This is a genomic window from Neolewinella aquimaris, from assembly GCF_014197245.1.
GTDB classification, from domain to species: domain Bacteria; phylum Bacteroidota; class Bacteroidia; order Chitinophagales; family Saprospiraceae; genus Neolewinella; species Neolewinella aquimaris.
This window is the reverse complement of sequence record NZ_JACIFF010000001.1, coordinates 833379-849595: the sequence shown is the minus strand read 5'-3', so window position 1 is coordinate 849595 and position 16217 is coordinate 833379. Positions and strand designations below refer to the sequence as shown.

Below are 16217 nucleotides of genomic sequence, written 5' to 3'. Positions count from 1 at the left end.
GCTTATACCCAGTAGACCAGGTTGAGGTCCTGGGCGTGGGGCATCATTGGGTGGTTCGGGCGCAGACGGAAGCCGTACTCGTACACGCCGGCGAGGTGGGGATCGACCGCGATCCGGTAGGTAGCGGTTCCTTCGGTCTGGGCCACCAGTTGGAATGGCTGGGTGCGGCGCAGCGTAAGTCTTTCCTCGTCGATGCGCTGGTAAAAGAGCGCCTCAAGGGCGAGATCAGCAGGCTCGATGCCATTCGTGGTGAGGACGACCTCGGCGGAGAAGGGTTCTCCTACCGGCAGGGCATGGTTTACGGTGTCGAAGCTGTTGTTTTCAATGGTTTCCAGCCCGCTCCACTTGCTCTCGATGTCTTCCTTCCAGGCGGCGAAGTCCTTTCCGGGCTTCATGTCGCTTTCGCGGACCGCGGCGGCACTTTTCCCGAGGGGCAGGTAGAACCGCTCGTAGTAGTCGTCCATCATCCGCTTCATCGTGAAGACCGGCGCCACTTCGGCGATGATCTGCTTGACGTAGCCCATCCAGCGCTTGCTGATGCCGTGTTTGTCCTTATCGAAGTAGATGGGGACGATCTCGTCTTCGAGTACGCTGTACATCGTTTCGGCGTCGAGCTCGTTCTGCAGGTACTGATCGTCGTAGGTGCGTTCGAGCGGGAGGGCCCAGCCGGCGTCGGGGCGGTAGCCTTCGGCCCACCAGCCGTCCAGGACGGAAAAGTTTACCGTACCGTTCAGCGCGGCCTTCATTCCGGAAGTACCGGATGCTTCCAGCGGGCGGGTGGGAGTATTGAGCCAGATGTCCACACCCTGGGTGAGGAGCTTGGCCATTTCCATATTGTAGTCTTCCAGGAAGATGATCTTTCCGGCGAAGTCCGGCTCCTTGCTGATCTGAACGATCTGACGGATCAGGTCCTGCCCGCCCTGATCGGCCGGGTGGGCCTTTCCGGCGAAGAGGAAGATAACGGGCTGATCCTTGCGATTGACCAGGGCGCGGAGCCGGTCCCGGTTAGTGAACAGCAGGGTGGCACGTTTGTAGGTCGCAAAGCGGCGGGCAAAGCCCAGTACCAGCGCCTTGTCGTTGATCTTGCTGAGAATTTCGAAGGTGGTGCGCGGACTTTCGCCCCGGCGGCGCATATCCACCTGTAGCTTCTTGCGGACGTAGCCCAGCAACTTCACCTTCAGGGCGTGGCGGGTTTCCGCCAGCGAGCGGTCGTCGATCTTGTGGACGTTGCGCCAGATCTCCTTGTTGCTCTGATCCCGAACCCAGTCCTTACCGAACTTGCTGGAGAACAGTTCGTGGATGCTGTTGGCGATCCAGGTCGGGTAGTGGACCGAATTCGTCACGTAGCCAATGTGTACCTCCTCGGCCGTGTATCCGGGGTAGAGGCTGGTAAACATCTCCTGGCTGACTTCTCCGTGCAGCTTGGAAACCCCATTAACTCGTTGCGACAGGCGGATCGATAGCTTTGACATGTTGAAGTCTTCGCCCGCGTCATCGGCGTTCAGGCGACCGAGGGACATGAATTCCTCCCATTCAATACCCAGGTCAGCCGCGTAGTTGAAGAGGTAATTGCGCATCAGGTGCTCGGGGAAGTGGTCGTGCCCGGCCGGTACCGGCGTATGGGTCGTGTAGAGGCTGGAGGCACGCACCATTTCGCGGGCCTCCGGAAAAGTCAGTCCCGCATCCACGTAATTCTTGAGCCGTTCTAGGGAAAGGAAGCCGGCGTGGCCTTCGTTTAGGTGGTAGATGTCGGGATTCAGTCCCATTTCTTCAATGGCACGGACGCCGCCGATGCCCAGTAGGATTTCCTGCTTGAGGCGGTGCTCGTTGTCGCCACCGTAGAGCTGGTGCGTGAGGGCGCGGTCTTCCGCATTGTTGTCCTCGTGATCGGTATCGAGCAGGTAGAGCTTGATGCGACCGATGGCGAGGCTCCAGATCTTGGCCTGAACGATCCTTCCCTGAATGGTTACGGCTACCTTCAGCCAGTTGCCGTCGTCGCGGCGGACGGGTTCAACGGGCAGCTGGGTGAATTTTTGTGGGGGGTAGTTGTGAATTTGGTCCCCGTTCATGCTCAGGCCTTGGTTGAAGTAGCCGTAGCGGTAGAGCAGTCCGACGGCGAAGAGGTCTACGTTGCTGTCGCTGGCCTCCTTCAGGTAATCGCCGGCGAGTACGCCGAGGCCACCGCTGTAGAGCTTCAGACTGATGTGCAGGCCGTATTCCATGCTGAAGTAGGCCACGCGGGGAAGGCCCTGTTTCATCGGTTCGGCGAGGTAGGCGTCGAAGGCTTTTTCCGCCGTGTGTACGCGGGCCAGAAAGTCCTTGTCTTCGGACAGTTCACGCAGTCGGGCGGGGGCCAGATTTTCCAGCAGGGCGACCGGATTGTAGTTTAGGTTCACAAATTGTTCCGGATCGATGCTCATGAAGAGATCGGCTACCTGGGGCATCCACGACCACAGAATATTGTGGCTCATCCGCGTAAGGGCAGCTAATTGTTCGGGAATTTGGTTCTGGATAAAAATCCGTTTGAGCTTCATCTGATTCTGGGTAGAGGTAAGCGTCATAAGTTGATTCAGTTTTGAGGGTGCCACAAGGGCGGGGGCGCAGGAGCAGTAGAACTTCCGCGAAAAGCCGTGCAAAAATGCGACAATTATCACGTAAATGCAAAAACGGCATGTTTCCACAGGGGAAACATGCCGCGAATAGGGTCAAGCGTTTACAATTTAATAGAGGTATTCTAGGGCGATGCGATCATAGTATCCGAATTCACCGTCTTCGCCGCTACTAAAGCAGGAAAGCATAACGGAATTCGCATCGTAGCCGGTGGGCGTTCCCGGGATGTGCACCGCGCCATCGGAGCCGGCCGCTTCCCCCGATTGTCCGCAGGACTGCCGGCTGAACCAGTCGGTGTGACGGAGTCCCATGGCGTGGCCGATCTCGTGGGTCATCACGTGCTCGTTGGTGTTGGTGTCGTAGTCATTCATCCCGTTGTAGATCTGCACCCACTTGTAGGGTTTTCCCCCGCTGGGGAAGCCTGCGGATCCACCCGCGCCGTTGTTGTCGACCACCCGGTAGACTACCATATCCGCACTCGTGCTGGCCGAGAAGGACAAGCTGAAGGAGGTATTGATGTTGAGGGCATTGTAGTTGTTGATTGCCCACTGTAGTGCGGTCCGCATCTTGGAGGTGAGGGCGTATCCGTTTCCGGTGTATCCGATGACGCTGATCGTGCGGTCGCTCACCAGGTTGTTGGTCCGGTACTGCTTTTCCAGGGCGGCATCCATGGCCCGCAGTTCCCGCAATTGGTCCTTGGTGAGGGCAATGTCTTCATCCACCAGGTACATCGTTTCGCGACTGCCATCCGGCCGGACTTCCGTCACCATCCTGGCGTTGTCGAACTTCGCGGAGTGTCCGGCTACGTGGGCCCTAATGGGTTCCTGTAGACCTAAATCGGGGACGGTCAGGTGTCCGTCCTCGTTCACATCGGTAAGGAACCCGGTCTTCAGGTCCGTCTCCACCGATGCGATGGCGGTGTCTTCGGTGCAGGAGGTCAGCACGGCACCGAGGAAAAATGAAACTAAAAGTAAACGTAAACTCATGGTTGGTAAGGTTATAGGTGATGCCGTACGGACATGCCGGTTGGGAAACCGATCCGGCGAAGTCGGACAGCGAAATGGTAGGGCGCAGATTGAAAAGGCTGAACTAGGTCAGTTCGCATTCACCAGGAAGGTGGGCGGAAAAAGGGGTGACATAAAGCCACTAAGGATGGTGTAGAATTTTAGGTTGGATCCCAAGGTAGCAGTAGGGAAGCAATATTTCAAAAATATTGCCTGACTTTTATTGGCAAAATAACATTTGTATATACATGTGAATCAGGAATGTAAATAGTGTAAACTTTACAATAAGGGAACTTTAGGTGCGGGGGTTTTGGTGGATATATGTAAGGATGAGCCCTTGTAGGGCGATCCTGAAACCACCGGCAGTACAGGGTCGGCTTAGAAAGCTTCATCCTTTTCTTTCAGGGAGGCCCTGAGACAACAAGCATTGCAGGGTCGGCTTAGAAAGCCTCATCCTTATAGTACCCGTCATCAATCTCCCTACCGCGCGAACCCGGGCACCTAGGCCACCTGTTATACCGGCATGAGAATAGTACTGCTTACCCTATTAACGGTTACCCTGATTTCCTGCGCATCCAAAGTGAGCCCGGAGCGAAAAGATGCACTCGCGGCCCAGGGCCCGGACGTAGTGGAAACCGCAATTGGGCCGCTCACCCTCCCCAGCCCCTACAGCAGTGAATCGGCCATGAAGTTTAGTGAGATCGTCGACTGGCCCCAGGGCGTGACACCCCAGGCGCCGGAGGGATTTGTCGTGAATCGCTTTGCCGATAAACTGCAACACCCCCGATCTACCTATGTGGCACCCAACGGAGACGTGTTCGTGGTGGAAAGCAATACCCGCAACAGCGCCAACCGCATCCAGCGGCTGATCGATCGCGACGGCGACGGCACGGTCGACGAGAAACAACTGTACGCCGCCGACTTGAACCAGCCGTTCGGCATGCTCGTACTGGACGATCACTTTTACATCGCAAATACCGACGCGACCTGGCGGTACGCTTATGATCCCACCCGCGCCAGCCTGGACATGTCGACGGGAGAAAAAATACTCTCCACGCCCCCCCAGGGATACAACAACCACTGGACGCGAAACCTTCTGGCTGCCAAGGACGGAAACAAGGTGTACGTATCCGTCGGCTCCGGCAGCAACGTCGGCGAAAATGGAATGGAGGCTGAAACCAACCGGGCCACAATTCTGGAAATCAATCCCGACGGCAGTGAAATGAGGGAGTTCGCTACCGGGCTCCGCAACCCGGTTGGAATGGACTGGAATCCCGTCACCGGCGAGCTCTGGACCGCGGTGAACGAACGCGACAAGCTGGGCGACGAACTGGTGCCCGACTACATGACCAGCGTCCGGGAAGGGGCATTCTACGGCTGGCCCTACAGCTACTACGGACAACTGCCCGATCCCCGCTGGGCGGACGATCCCCATACCGATCTGGTCGAACAAGCCCTGGTGCCCGACGTGCCACTCGGAGCCCACACGGCCTCCCTCGGACTGGTCTTTTACACCGGTGACGCTTTTCCTCAGACGTACCGAAACGGTGCCTTCGTGGGCCAACACGGCAGCTGGAACCGCTCCCGCTTCAGTGGATACAAAGTCGTGTTCGTTCCTTTCGATGCAGCCGGCAAACCTCAGCCTCCCCAGGACTTCCTTACCGGCTTCATCGCCGATGCTAACGCCGGCAAGGTTTACGGTCGCCCGGTAGGTGTCACCCAGGCTCCCGATGGATCACTCCTGGTGTGCGACGACGATGCTGGAATCGTCTGGCGGGTTTCCGCGGCGAAATGAGCAAATCGGCGATATTGAGGGTTCATCACGCATAACTCACTTACCCATGCCACTCCTCATCCTTTTGCTGGGATTCTTCTTTCCCCGCATCGTCATCCTCCTGCTCTACTTCTTTACCGGGTGGTTCTCCCGGGCCTTCGACGGCATCATACTTCCTATTCTGGGCTTTCTCTTTCTTCCGCTCACCACCCTGTGGTACGGACTGTCGGAAGCCTACTTCAACGACAATGTGCAAACCATAGGCCTGATCATTGCCGTACTCCTCGACCTCGGCATTATCGGCAGTAGGCTGCGTAAGTAACGTTTACAACGGAATGTTGCCGTGCTTGCGTTTCGGACGGGTAACCACCTTGTTTTCCAGGGTAGCGAAGGCACGTATGAGTTTGCGGCGGGTCTCCCGGGGGTAAATAACCTCGTCGATAAACCCGCGCTGCGCCGCCCGGTAGGGATTGGCGAAGGTTTCGGCGTATTCAGCCTCTTTTTCGGCAAGTTTGGCGGCCTGGTCGTTAGCGGCACCGATCTCCCGGCGGAAGATGATTTCACTCGCTCCCTTGGCACCCATTACGGCAATCTCGGCTCCGGGCCAGGCGAAGTTGAAGTCCGCGCCGATGTGCTTGGAGTTCATCACATCGTAAGCTCCCCCGTAAGCTTTGCGGGTAATCACGGTAACCCGCGGCACGGTAGCTTCACTCAGGGCGTAGAGCAGCTTCGCACCGTTAGTAATAATTCCGTTCCATTCCTGATCCGTGCCGGGCAGGAAACCGGGCACGTCTACTAACACCAGCAGGGGCACGTTGAAGCAGTCGCAGGTGCGGGTAAAGCGGGCCGCCTTTTTGGAGCTCTCCACGTCCAATACGCCGGCCAGGCTATAGGGCTGGTTAGCTACGATGCCGATGCTGCGACCGGCCAGCCGCGCAAAACCGACCACGATATTGTCTGCATAGCGCTCGTGAATTTCGAGAAAGCTGCCGTCGTCGATGATTCCGGCGATGACCTCCCGCATATCGTAGGGCTGATTGGGGTTGTCGGGGACAAGGTCACTGAGCTGCTCCCGAATCTCGGTACCCAGTTCGTAGGGCAATTGGGTCGGCGTTTCCTCACAGTTCTGGGGCAGGTAGCTGAGCAGCTCGCGCAGTTGGCGCAGACAGAGCACGTCGTTCGCTGCGGTCAGGTGGGTTACGCCGGATTTGGTTGAGTGAGCGGATGCTCCACCCAGGTCCTCACTACTGACCTCTTCGTTCGTAACGGTTTTTACCACGTTGGGGCCCGTCACGAACATATAACTGGTATGCTCCACCATGATAGTAAAGTCCGTCATGGCTGGGGAGTACACCGCACCACCGGCGCAGGGCCCCATGATCGCCGACAACTGGGGAATGACGCCGGAGGCCTGAACGTTCCGGTAGAAAATATCCGCATATCCTCCGAGCGACCGTACACCCTCCTGAATTCTGGCACCGCCGCTGTCGTTCAGGCCGATGAGTGGGGCGCCCGTTTTGACGGCCATGTCCATGATCTTACAGATCTTTTCGGCGTGGGTTTCCGACAGCGATCCGCCGAATACCGTAAAGTCCTGAGCGAAGACGTAAACGATTCTTCCCTCGATGGTACCGTATCCGGTAATGACGCCGTCGCCGTAGAATACCTGCTGCTGCATGTCGAAGTCCGTGGTCCGGTGGATCACCAGCGCACCGACTTCCTCGAAGCTGCCGGGGTCGAGCAGTAAATTGACCCGTTCGCGGGCGGTCAGTTTTCCCTTGGCGTGCTGTTTTTCGATTCGGTCTTCGCCACCACCGAGGTGGGCTTTGGCGAGTTTCTCCGCGAGTATATCTGCTTTATTCATGGGTTGGGGTCTAGCTAACGGCGTCGTTGCCACTGTACGGAAGCCGGATGCGGAGCGGTCAGTTCCTGGGCCCTCCGGTCGTAGATGTAGGCTGCAAATAGGGCGGCGACGGACTCGATCTGCCGGTCCGCGGCCACAATTGCTTCGGGCTGGTAGTGTTTCTTGACAAAATTGGTGTCGAATTCGGCCGTTCGGAAGGCCTCGCTGGTGAAGACGAACCGACCGAAGGGGAGGGTAGTCTCGATGCCCTCGATCCGGTAAGCGTCGATGGCCTCCAGCATTTTCGCGATGGCCTCCTCCCGCGATTCTCCGTGGGTAATCAGTTTCGCGATCATCGGATCGTAGTAGATGGGGATCTCCATGCCCTCCTCGAAACCGTCGTCGACCCGGGCCTTCGGGGGCCGGCGGTAGGCAGTGAGGGTTCCGATACTTGGCAGAAAATTATTCAGGGGGTCTTCCGCATACACCCGCAGTTCGACCGCGTGTCCGTGTATTTTCAGGTCTTCCTGGGCGAACGATAAATGCTCCCCGCGGGCTACGCGAATCTGCTGCTCCACCAGATCGATACCGGTGATGAGTTCGGTGACCGGGTGTTCCACCTGCAGTCGCGTATTCATCTCCAAAAAGTAGAAATTTTGGTCGGCGTCCAGCAGGAATTCCACCGTGCCGGCTCCGACGTACTGGCAGCTTTTCGCCACCATCACTGCGGCTTCTCCCATTTTGCGGCGGAGCGCGGGTCCAACGACGGCGGAAGGAGCCTCCTCGATCACTTTTTGGTGTCTGCGCTGGATGCTGCAATCCCTTTCGAAGAGGTGAAGGCAAGTGCCGTGGGTATCGGCAAGTACCTGAATCTCGATGTGGCGGGGTGAAGCAATGTACTTCTCGATAAAGACCGATCCGTCGCCGAAGGCCGAGGCGGCCTCGCTGATCGCACGGCTCATCTGCTCCTCCAACTCACCCTCGTTTTCTACCACCCGCATGCCCTTGCCGCCGCCGCCCGCGGCGGCTTTAATCAGGATCGGGAAACCGATCCGTCGGGCGATGTCGGTTGCTACTTGTACGTCTTCCACGGCCTGGTCGACACCGGGTACCATTGGAATATCGTAGGCACTCACCGTTTCCTTTGCGGCCAGCTTATTACCCATGACCTCGATGGCGTGGGGTTCGGGGCCAATGAAGGTGAGGCCCGCCGCCGCTACGCTACGCGCAAAGGCGGCGTTCTCACTCAGAAAGCCGTAGCCGGGGTGGATGGCATCGGCCCCGGTGAGCGTTGCCGCATGCAGCACCTTCTCGGTGTCGAGGTAAGATTCGGAGGAGGGGGCGGGGCCGAGGAGTACCGCTTCGTCGGCGTAGCGAACGTGGGGCGCATCCCGGTCGGCCTCGGAATAGACGGCTACGGTGGCGATTCCCATCCTGCGGGCCGTACGCATGACCCGTTGGGCGATCTCGCCGCGGTTGGCTACCAGTATCTTTTTCATTCCATTTCAATTAGGAGCTGGCGCTTTTCGACGGCCTGCCCTTTGTTAATACCGATGGATTTGACCGTGCCGGACCCCTCGGCCTTCAGTACGTTCTCCATCTTCATGGCTTCCAATATCAGAAGGGGCGTGCCTTCCGCCACTTCATCCCCTTCCCGCACCATGATGTCCAGAATCAAGCCTGGCATCGGAGCAAGCACATCGTTGTTGGTGCTGGCGGCTACCGTGGCGAACCCAAGTTCCTCGACCAACTGATCGAATTTATCGCGAATGTCGACGGTGAACCTGCGGCCGTTTATTTCCACGGTAAGCGTTTTCTCGCTCGGACGGTGACCGACCACCCGCGCCGTAAACCCGGTCGCCTCGTGCAGAAAATGATACTTGTCGTTAAATGGACCGGAGAGGTCTAGGTCCGTAAGTTGTTGATCGGTAACGGGATACTCCCGTTCAGCAATGATCACCTTGTACTTTTGCATGGGGGGCAACCTAGTTGTTTTAGGGCGAATTGGCAAATGAGACTAGCGCGGCTGCATGCGAATACCGGCGTCCATCCTTACGCATTCCCCGTTCATGTAGTTGTTTTCCACCAGGTGTTGTGCGAGGCGGGCAACTTCCTCGGGTTGACCGAGCCTGACCGGGTAAAGCGGCTGCTTGGCGAGTGAATCGTAGACTTCCTGGCTAAAGGAATCAAACATGGGGGTATGAATCAGCCCGGGAGCGATGGCATTAACGCGGATGCCGTTGCGCGCGAGATCCCGCGCCATTGTCAGGGTAAGGCTCACCACGCCCCCCTTCGAGGCGCTGTACGCCGCCTGGCCGATCTGACCTTCGTAGGCGGCTACGGAGGCCGTATTGATGATGACACCGCGACTACCGTCCTCGTCCACGGGATCGTTCTTACTCATGGCGTATGCGGCGACGCGCGCTACGTTGAAGGTCCCGACGAGGTTGATCTCGATTACTTTTCTGAACAACTCCAGGTCTCCGGGTCCGTCGCGGCCGACGGTTTTGACCGCCGGGGCGATGCCGGCGTAGTTGCAACAAATGTGTAGCGCCCCGAAACGGGCAAGGACTTCCTCCACGGCTTCTTCTACGGATGCGGCGCTGGTCACGTCGACACTATGAAACATTGCTCCTTCTCCCAGTTCGGTGGCGATGGCTTCTCCACGTTCCCGATTGATGTCAAAAATCGCGACCCGCGCGCCGAGGCCGTGAAAGTGACGGGCGGTGGCTTCCCCGAGCCCCGAGGCGCCGCCCGTGATCACGGCTGTCTTGTCGTTTAATCTCATGCCGCAACCTACAATTTTGCCGGTGAATGTGCGGCTTGTTCGACGGATCGACCACGAATTCGGGTAGAATCACGCCTTTGTCGGTACCCTTGCCCCAGGGCGGTATTGGCGGTGATGCACCAATCTTCGCACACCTGACTTACGTACATGGTGACAAACCAAACTGCCTTATGCAAACACCAAAATTTCTTTCGTCCCGGGTTGTAGCCGATCGGGACCCCAGTAGCCGGAGACGTTTCCTGCGTACTTCCGGCCTCGGTCTGGCCGCCGCCGGCCTGTTGCTCACCGGATGTGAGGACGACGACGACCCCGTGATTATGAACAACTCCGTCAACCTCGGTAGCGGAGATGTTGGCGTGCTGAATTACGCTTTTGCGCTCGAGCAACTCGAGGCCGCGTTTTACGCCCAGGTGCTTCAGGGCGACTACTACGCGTCAGCTACCGCGGAAGAGAAGCAGATCCTGCTGGACCTGGAAGCCCACGAGCGGGCACACATGGACTTTTTTGAAGCCGCGATCAGTTCCGTCGCTACCGCAATTCCCGCCCTTGAGGTGGACTTTTCTTCCATCGACTTCAACAGCCGCACCAGCGTACTGAATACGGCACAAACCTTCGAGGATTTGGGCGTATCCGCCTACAATGGTGCCGGACGTCTCCTGCAGAATCCCGATTTTCTCGTCGTAGCCGGTAAAATTGTTTCCGTCGAGGCCCGTCACGCAGCGGCCATCCGCAGCATCAACTCCGGATCACCCACGGCATTCGCTAACAGTGAAGTCGTTGATGCCAATGGCTTAGACGTTTCCCGCACCCCCGCACAGGTGCTGAGCATGGCCTCCGCTTTCATCATCACCCCCATCGACGCCAGCGGCCTGCCGCAGTAGTCACCCCAAAAGACGACCAACTAATGAAACTACTTAAATTATTCAATCAGTTCGAGGCGCTCGCCGACGCTGAAATTCAGGGTAAAGCAACCACCCGCCGCGAGGCATTCTCGACCTTCGGCCGTACCGTGGGAAAAGTTGCCACCGTAGCCCTACCCCTCACCGCCTTTATGGCTCCCAGCCGCGCCTTCGCGCAAAGCAGCTCCATGAGCATTGCCGAAGTGCTCAACTTCGCCCTTACGCTCGAATACCTCGAAGCCGAGTTCTACGCAATGGGGCTTGACGCGGACGGACTTCTTTCGGGAGATACCCGGGAAACCGTTGCGCTGATTTCGCAGCACGAATCCGCCCACGTAGAATTCCTGCGTTCGGCCATCGGTAGCCTCGGTATGGATCCCGTCGAGTCTCCGGAATTCGACTTTACCGCCGGAGGTACCTTCGAAGACGTGTTCAACAACGAACAGGTGTTCCTGGCAGTAGCTCAGGCGTTCGAAGATACCGGCGTAAGGGCCTATAAAGGACAGGCCACGAATTTGATGGGTAACGGGGATATTCTCACCGCCGCCCTACAGATTCACTCGGTCGAGGCCCGCCACGCTTCGGAGATCCGTCGCATTCGGGGTTCGAAGGGCTGGATCACCGGTGCGACCAATACCACCGGAGCTTCCGCCGCCGCCGCCGTCTACGCCGGTGAGGCAAACGTAACCCACCTGGGTGTCGATGCTACCACGGTGACCAGTGTCGATACCGACCACGTTACCGAAGCCTATGACGAGCCGCTGAGCACCCAAGCCGTACTGGATATTGCCGGCCTCTTCATCAAATAGATGATGGTGTTGTGACACTCTATCGGACCACCGCGCAGCTCAGTTTGCGCGGTGGTTTGTTTTTATCCCCTAAAATGTCTAATATATCCGGGAAATGGTTGAATATTGCCATTCTTTGCTTGAAAAGTACTACTGGTTATACGGACACGGTAGCATCTTTACGGCACGACAAAGCATACAGGTTGCCACTCATGGCTAGAGTACGAGCTGGAACCTGCGAAGATTATTTTTTGAGATTGAGACGCTATTTACACAAACACTTCTGCGCGCACCACATATCTGTGATGCGCGCTTTTTTTGTGTTTGCATTGCTCCTGCGTCCCCGCCTGATTAGCTTAACCCCACGTCCAGCGTCATCATTACGATGAAGCCCAGGACGAAGCCGAGCGTAGCGATGTCGGTGTTGCTTTCCAACTGGGTTTCGGGTACGACCTCCTCGATTACTACGAAGATCATGGCTCCGGCGGCGAAGGCCAGCGCGTAGGGAAGAATCGGGGTAAAAAAGGTTACGGCCAGCGCTCCGGTCACGGCCGCGACGGGCTCCACGGCCGCCGAGAGTTGGCCGTACCACCAGCTCTTGAACGGGCTGACCCCCTGGCGCCGGAGGGGCATGGAAACCGCCAACCCCTCGGGAAAATTCTGAATACCGATACCAATGGCCAGCGCGACCGCACCACCGATGGTGGCTTCCGGCATCCCGGCCGCCACGCCGCCGAACAGTACGCCCACGGCCAGGCCTTCGGGTATGTTGTGGAGGGTGATCGCCAGTACCAGTAGGGTAGTGCGGTGCCAGGGAGACTTGAGGCCTTCCTTCTCGCTTTCCTTGAAATTGATGTGCAGGTGAGGCAGCACCTTATCGAGCCCGAAAATGAAGAGTGCGCCCGCCGCGAAGCCAATGGCCGCGGGGATCACCTTGACGAAGCCATCGCCCGGGCTCATTTCAATGCCGGGGGCGAGCAGGCTCCAGAAGGAGGCGGCCACCATCACCCCGCCCGTGAAGCCGAGGGCACCATCCAACAGGGTGCGATTCATGCCGCGGAAGGGAAAAACGAGGGCCGCGCCGAGGGCGGTCAGGATCCAGGTGAAGAGCGAGGCATAGAGCGCCGCAAGAATGGGATCGATGGATTCGAGGTAAGCGATGATACTGGATAGCATGCCGGCAAAGTAAACGCTATTCCGACTCTCCTTCCGCATCCAAGCCAGCACAAAGCGCGGCTTATGGGAATAAAATAGGAATTATATTTTTTGTATCAACATAAAACTTTAGCTTTCGCGCCTACATTATTTCCACTTCCGAATATTCTTCCGCCTGCGGGAAGTTTTGCTGTTTATAGGTTACGCACTAATTTTTGCTACAATCACTCGTATATGTCAAATTTACTACGACTCAGAGCATGCCTGATGGGTATCGGCGTGCTGGTCGGTGGACTTCTCGTGGCCCAGCAATCCGTATCGGGTACGGTCACCGATACCGAAGGCACTCCCCTGATCGGCGTTAACATCGTACAGGATGGTACGACCAGCGGCACGGTTACTGACCTGGACGGAACATACCAGCTGACGGTCGACCCCTCGGCCACGCTAAATTATAGCTACACGGGCTATACTACGGTGTTCGAGGAGGTACGGGGCCGCAACGAGATCAACGTCACCCTGGAAGAGGGGGCCACACTGGATGAGGTAGTAGTGGTGGGTTACGGCCGCCAGAAAAAATCTACCCTGACCGGCTCCGTAGCTGCGATCAACAGCGAGCAGCTGACGACCGTGCCGGTGGCCAATGCGGCCAACCTGCTGTCGGGCCGCGTGCCCGGGGTGATGGTACGGCAGAACTCCGGCTTACCGGGAGGGGAGAACACTCAGATCCGTATCCGTGGGTTTGCGGGTGCCCCACTGACCCTCGTGGATGGGGTGCAAATGGACTTTAGCCGCATTGACCCCAACGACATCGAGACGGTGACCATACTTAAGGATGCTGCGGCAGCCGTATACGGGGCCAGGGCGGGCAACGGCGTTATTCTGGTAACTACTAAGCGCGGAAAGACCGGCAAGCCGCAAATCTCCTACAACGGTACTTACACCATGCAGTCGGCAGTCGCTATGCTACAGCACGTTAACGCCCCCCAGTTTGTGGAACTTTTCCGGGAGGCCGACCTGAACGACGGCAACGGTTACGACTTCACCTTTGACGATGAGGACCAACAAAATTTTGCCAACCGTGCTCCGGGGTACGAGGGGGGCAATTGGGTGGACGCCCTGATCAAGAACAACGCTCCGATGCAGCAGCACAGCCTGAGCGTATCCGGCGGCACGGAGACCATCAAGTACTTTACCTCCATCGGCTATACGGACCAGGAGAGCTACTTTCGGTCGCGGGATTTTGACTACGACCGGGTCAACGCTCGATCCAACATCGACGCCAAGATCAACGAAAGCCTCAGTTTCAACCTAGACCTTTCCTACCGGGAAGAGAACACTAACCGTCCCAACAACGACCTGGATGCCATCTGGAACGATCTTGGTTCCGCCCAGCCCATTTTTCCCACGGTGCTGCCCGACCCTACCATCGACGGCGTGCCGTACTCCGGATTTTCCGAACGCAATCCGGTCAAGCGCACCGATCGGTCCGTCTACGGCAGCTGGGACCAGAAGGCCAACGTGTTCCGGGGCAAGCTGGGGGTAGACTACAACTTTCCCTTCCTGCGGGGCCTGACGGCGCGGGCGGAACTGAACGTGCAGAACCTGGACCAAAACACCAAGACCTTCAGAAAACCCATCGAGATATTCCGGTATCTGCCGGAGACGGACACGTATCAATCCGAGGGGGTCGACAATCCGGTAAGTTTCATCGGGGTCGAGCAGTTTCGCCGTACCCAGGTGTACCCCCTGGTATCGATGGAATACCAGACGTCCTTTGGGGACAACAGCATCAAGGTGCTGGCGATTGCCGAGCAGCAGACCAGAAAGTTTACCCGCCTCGGGGCCAGCCGTCGCGAGCTCCTCTCCACCAATATTCCGGAAATCTTCGTTGGATCCACCGACCAGCAGTTTAACAGCGGCAACTCCGGTGCCGACATCGGCCGCAAGAGTCTGGTTGGCCGACTAAATTATGCCTTCAAAGACCGCTACCTCTTCGAGGCGACCCTGCGTGCCGACGGCAACGTACTCTTCGCGCCGGAGACCCGCTGGGGCTACTTCCCCAGTTTTTCGGCCGGCTGGGTGCTTTCCGAGGAGTCGTTTTTTAACGCCGACGGGGCCATTAATTTTCTCAAGTTGCGGGGCTCCTACTCCCGCCTCGGTGACGATACCGCTGACGGCCTGAACGGCTACGATTACCTGACGGGATACGATCTACTGGGCAATCCGTACATCCTGTCGGGCAGCACGGGTCAGCCCCGTATTCGTACCCGCGGCCTGGTCAATCCCTTCCTCACCTGGGAAATTTTGACGCTGACTAATTTCGGGGTGGAAGCCAATCTGTTCGACGGCAAACTGGGGGTTGAGATCGACGTGTTCCAACGCAAGCGCGAGGGCATCATTGACGTGAACGTCGAGGATGTTCCCTCGACCTTCGGAGCGGAACTTCCGGTCGTGAACATCAACTCCCAAGAAAATCGGGGCTTCGAGGTAGCGCTATCTTATGAACAGCGGATCGGGGCCTTCAAAATCGATGTAGCACCGAATGTCTCCTACGCCCGTGCCAAGTGGGTCGACGTAAAGAGCCAGGAGGACTTTACCGATCCCGACCAAAAACGGCTTTACGAACTGGACGGTAAGCGGGTCAACCGCTTCGTGGGATACCGCACCGACGGCATCTTCATGAACCAGCAGGAGATCGACAACTACGGCGTTGTCCAGGACGGCAACGAAAACACCACCATCCGCCCGGGTGACATCCGGTACCTCGACCTGGATGGTGACGGAGAGCTCACCTTCCGCGATCAGGAGGTGATCGCCTACGACCAGGGTCTGCCGGAGCTGGTGGGTGGCATGAATTTAGGTATCGGGTACAAAGGTTTCCGGTTGAGCGGACTATTCCAGGGGGCCTCCCACTTCAGCATCAATATATCGGGGAATTCGCGCAACGCCTTTTCCAACTCCTCAATCCCCCTGACGTACCACTACGATTACCGGTGGCAGCCGGACCCGAACAATCCGGGGGTAAACATCAACCCGGATGCCCAACTACCGGCCATGACCCAGGCTCCCGGCGCGAATAACAATCGCAACTCCGACTTTTGGGTCCGGGACGTAACCTACTTCCGCATCAAAAACCTGAACCTATCCTACGCCCTCCCCGCAACGGCAGCAGACCGGATCGGCTTTGGCCGCATCGAAGTGTACGTGGCCGGCGAGAACGTACTGACGACCAACAACCTAGGCATCTACAAGAACTCCTTCGATCCGGAAGTCCAGCCCGGCAATCCGGCACGGCGCTTTCCCATCACCCGATCCGTATCCTTTGGCCTGCGGGCATCCCTCTAAACCGAAAA

Annotated in this window: 12 protein-coding genes; 5 read left to right on the top strand and 7 right to left on the bottom strand. The window is 57.6% G+C overall.

The genetic code is table 11. From position 1 onward, the window contains the following. Positions 1–2 precede the first annotated feature (2 nt). Both glgP and GGR28_RS03330 read right to left on the bottom strand, forming a co-directional pair. Complete coding sequence (gene glgP / locus GGR28_RS03335; RefSeq protein WP_183494292.1) at positions 3–2561, bottom strand: alpha-glucan family phosphorylase; 2559 nt, start codon at positions 2559–2561, stop codon at positions 3–5. Between the two features lie 159 nt (positions 2562–2720). Next, on the bottom strand, positions 2721–3596 hold the full coding sequence (locus GGR28_RS03330; RefSeq protein ID WP_183494291.1) for a M57 family metalloprotease: 876 nt from the start codon (positions 3594–3596) through the stop codon (positions 2721–2723). Between the two features lie 541 nt (positions 3597–4137). Between GGR28_RS03330 and GGR28_RS03325 the strand changes: the two genes are divergently transcribed. Together GGR28_RS03325 and GGR28_RS03320 are read left to right on the top strand one after the other, a co-directional pair. Beyond that, a complete protein-coding gene (locus tag GGR28_RS03325; RefSeq protein ID WP_183494290.1) occupies positions 4138–5409 on the top strand; it encodes a PQQ-dependent sugar dehydrogenase in 1272 nt (423 codons plus the stop codon). A gap of 46 nt (positions 5410–5455) precedes the next feature. Then, a complete protein-coding gene (locus tag GGR28_RS03320) occupies positions 5456–5710 on the top strand; it encodes a hypothetical protein (protein ID WP_183494289.1) in 255 nt (84 codons plus the stop codon). A 3-nt stretch (positions 5711–5713) separates the two neighbouring features. On the opposite strand, the gene GGR28_RS03315 is transcribed toward GGR28_RS03320, so the two are convergent. Genes GGR28_RS03315 through GGR28_RS03300 form a run of 4 tightly spaced genes read right to left on the bottom strand, consistent with a single transcriptional unit; the run spans position 5714 to position 10019 of the window. Then, positions 5714–7252: an acyl-CoA carboxylase subunit beta gene (locus tag GGR28_RS03315; protein WP_183494288.1), complete on the bottom strand. Its 1539-nt coding sequence runs from the start codon at positions 7250–7252 to the stop codon at positions 5714–5716. Between the two features lie 14 nt (positions 7253–7266). Beyond that, positions 7267–8730: an acetyl-CoA carboxylase biotin carboxylase subunit gene (locus GGR28_RS03310; RefSeq protein ID WP_183494287.1), complete on the bottom strand. Its 1464-nt coding sequence runs from the start codon at positions 8728–8730 to the stop codon at positions 7267–7269. Further along, a complete protein-coding gene (locus GGR28_RS03305) occupies positions 8727–9206 on the bottom strand; it encodes a biotin/lipoyl-containing protein (RefSeq protein WP_183494286.1) in 480 nt (159 codons plus the stop codon). Before GGR28_RS03305 ends, GGR28_RS03310 begins: the two co-directional genes overlap by 4 nt. Positions 9207–9248: 42 nt before the next feature. Then, a complete protein-coding gene (locus tag GGR28_RS03300) occupies positions 9249–10019 on the bottom strand; it encodes an SDR family NAD(P)-dependent oxidoreductase (protein ID WP_183494285.1) in 771 nt (256 codons plus the stop codon). Positions 10020–10189: 170 nt separating this feature from the next. Here GGR28_RS03300 and GGR28_RS03295 point away from each other — a divergent pair, with 170 nt between their 5' ends. After that, positions 10190–10900 carry a ferritin-like domain-containing protein gene (locus GGR28_RS03295; protein WP_183494284.1) on the top strand — a complete coding sequence of 237 codons (711 nt, stop codon included), beginning with the start codon at positions 10190–10192 and terminating at the stop codon, positions 10898–10900. A gap of 23 nt (positions 10901–10923) precedes the next feature. Next, positions 10924–11727 (top strand): ferritin-like domain-containing protein, encoded by an 804-nt coding sequence (locus GGR28_RS03290; protein ID WP_183494283.1) that lies wholly within the window; start codon positions 10924–10926, stop codon positions 11725–11727. 330 nt (positions 11728–12057) lie between these two features. Here the strand turns inward: GGR28_RS03290 and GGR28_RS03285 are convergent, their stop codons facing one another. Further along, positions 12058–12882, bottom strand: a complete 825-nt coding sequence (locus GGR28_RS03285; RefSeq protein ID WP_183494282.1) for a ZIP family metal transporter — start codon at positions 12880–12882, stop codon at positions 12058–12060. 213 nt (positions 12883–13095) lie between these two features. Between GGR28_RS03285 and GGR28_RS03280 the strand changes: the two genes are divergently transcribed. After that, entirely contained in the window at positions 13096–16209 is a 3114-nt protein-coding gene (locus tag GGR28_RS03280; RefSeq protein WP_183494281.1) for a SusC/RagA family TonB-linked outer membrane protein, read from the top strand. The last annotated feature ends 8 nt before the right edge of the window (positions 16210–16217 follow it).

Bases quoted from the DNA above. Each gene is read 5' to 3' on its own strand.
- GGR28_RS03330 (WP_183494291.1), bottom strand. From the start codon at position 3,596: ATGAGTTTACGTTTACTTTTAGTTTCATTTTTCCTCGGTGCCGTGCTG.
- GGR28_RS03290 (WP_183494283.1), top strand. From the start codon at position 10,924: ATGAAACTACTTAAATTATTCAATCAGTTCGAGGCGCTCGCCGACGCT.
- GGR28_RS03300 (WP_183494285.1), bottom strand. From the start codon at position 10,019: ATGAGATTAAACGACAAGACAGCCGTGATCACGGGCGGCGCCTCGGGG.
- GGR28_RS03280 (WP_183494281.1), top strand. From the start codon at position 13,096: ATGTCAAATTTACTACGACTCAGAGCATGCCTGATGGGTATCGGCGTG.
- glgP (WP_183494292.1), bottom strand. From the start codon at position 2,561: ATGACGCTTACCTCTACCCAGAATCAGATGAAGCTCAAACGGATTTTT.
- GGR28_RS03315 (WP_183494288.1), bottom strand. From the start codon at position 7,252: ATGAATAAAGCAGATATACTCGCGGAGAAACTCGCCAAAGCCCACCTC.
- GGR28_RS03325 (WP_183494290.1), top strand. From the start codon at position 4,138: ATGAGAATAGTACTGCTTACCCTATTAACGGTTACCCTGATTTCCTGC.
- GGR28_RS03295 (WP_183494284.1), top strand. From the start codon at position 10,190: ATGCAAACACCAAAATTTCTTTCGTCCCGGGTTGTAGCCGATCGGGAC.
- GGR28_RS03320 (WP_183494289.1), top strand. From the start codon at position 5,456: ATGCCACTCCTCATCCTTTTGCTGGGATTCTTCTTTCCCCGCATCGTC.
- GGR28_RS03310 (WP_183494287.1), bottom strand. From the start codon at position 8,730: ATGAAAAAGATACTGGTAGCCAACCGCGGCGAGATCGCCCAACGGGTC.
- GGR28_RS03305 (WP_183494286.1), bottom strand. From the start codon at position 9,206: ATGCAAAAGTACAAGGTGATCATTGCTGAACGGGAGTATCCCGTTACC.
- GGR28_RS03285 (WP_183494282.1), bottom strand. From the start codon at position 12,882: ATGCTATCCAGTATCATCGCTTACCTCGAATCCATCGATCCCATTCTT.